At 68.2% G+C, this 1,457-nt stretch carries 1 protein-coding gene; it reads right to left on the bottom strand.

The annotated features are described in order from the left end of the window. The coding region (locus tag L332_RS28090; protein ID WP_041204184.1) for a peroxidase family protein at positions 1–1,104 on the bottom strand (1,104 nt) is incomplete at its 3' end. Between the last annotated feature and the right edge of the window lie 353 nt (positions 1,105–1,457).

Below are 1,457 nucleotides of genomic sequence, written 5' to 3'. Positions count from 1 at the left end.
GGCGTCGGTGAGGTTGATGCCCAGGATGCTGTTGGCCTGCTGCTTCAGGTCGTTCCACGTGCCCATTCCGCCGGCTTCGCCCTCGAGCAGCTTGCCCGTCGCGTTGCCTCCCGCGCTGTACTCGCGCAGGAAGACCTGGTGCGAGGGATGTGACGCGTAGGTCTGGTTCTGGTCGACGAACGGGCTCGTGAGGTTCGTGTACTCGGTCGTCGAGTTGCCGTCGGAGTCCTCGATGCGGTCTGCGCGCGTCAGCACGAGGAAGTTCGAGTTCGATGCGGGGTCGTAGAGCGGGTCGTCCTCCTCGAGCGGCACGATGAGGGTGCCGCTGTCGCCCTTGTCGACGAGGTCGAGGCCGTGGTCGAAGAACTGCCCGAAGAAGCCCAGGAACGTGTTGAACGGCGCCGACAGTCCTTCGTCGGGCGCCGTGTTCGGGGTGGCGGCCATTTCCGTGCCCGGGATGAGCGTGGCCGTGCCGGCTTCGATCTGGTTGACGATCGCCGGGTTGTTCGTCGTCTGGTCGACGATCAGGTTGCTGATGACGCGCGGCTCGCTGTCGTAGACGAAGCCTTCGGTCTGCGCATAGCAGGTCTGCCCGAGCGGGCCACCCTCCCCGCCGCAGACGGCGTTCTCGCCCGCGCCGTTCGGCGGAGCCCCTTGCGGCACGGTGTCGGCCTCGAGCCACACGGGGTCGAGCAGCCGGGGGAACGCGCGGCTTCCGGAGCCGTAGTCGGCTTGGCCGGCCCGCAGGTTGTTGTACGAGCCGTCGACGGTGCGCACGCCGGCCGGCCGCGCGACGTCGGGCACGCACGTGCCGCTCACGTCTTGCGGGCTCGCGCACAGCAGCGTGTAGTTCGAGGGGTCGCGCTCATCGGCGGCGTGCGCCTCGGAGATCTGGATCTGCCGGAGGATGAACTCGAGGTCGTTCTGGTTCAACGCGAACGACGGGTTCTCATCGGTCACGGCGACCGCGGGGCTCGGAGTCGCGACGACGGCGATGGGGACGGCTATCACGAACGCCGACAGGAGGGCGATCGAGTTGCGCCGCAGCCTCTCGCCGAAGCGGCGAGATCGCAGCGGCGGGCTGCTGGGGTTGGGCGCGTGCACGGTGACTCCTCTTGGTCTGCCCGGCGGAGGACTCCCCCCCGGGCGGTCGCTCACGGTCAGCCGCGGCACCTTCGCCGCGGCCCGACCCACGCGCTGCGCGGGTCGCTGAGCTGTGCTTGCTTCGGTCACCGTCAAGGGTGATTCGTGGCTGGAGAAGCCTCAATACATAGACGCTTCAGGGCGCCTGAGGAGATTCGCACTCCGGCCCCGGGGTACGCCGATCCGTACCCCACGCTCGCGTCGTGCTGAGGGCATGATCGGCGGACGCTAGGTGAACGCTGTTCCCGAACAGTTCTAGAACATGCTTCCCGTGGTGTTACGCAACATCGTCGCGTCAGCGCGAGCGGCCGGCC

This window comes from Agrococcus pavilionensis RW1 (genome assembly GCF_000400485.1).
In the GTDB taxonomy this organism is placed as follows: Bacteria; Actinomycetota; Actinomycetes; order Actinomycetales; family Microbacteriaceae; genus Agrococcus; species Agrococcus pavilionensis.
Note: the sequence above shows the minus strand (reverse complement) of the source record. Positions and strands in the feature narration are given on the sequence as shown.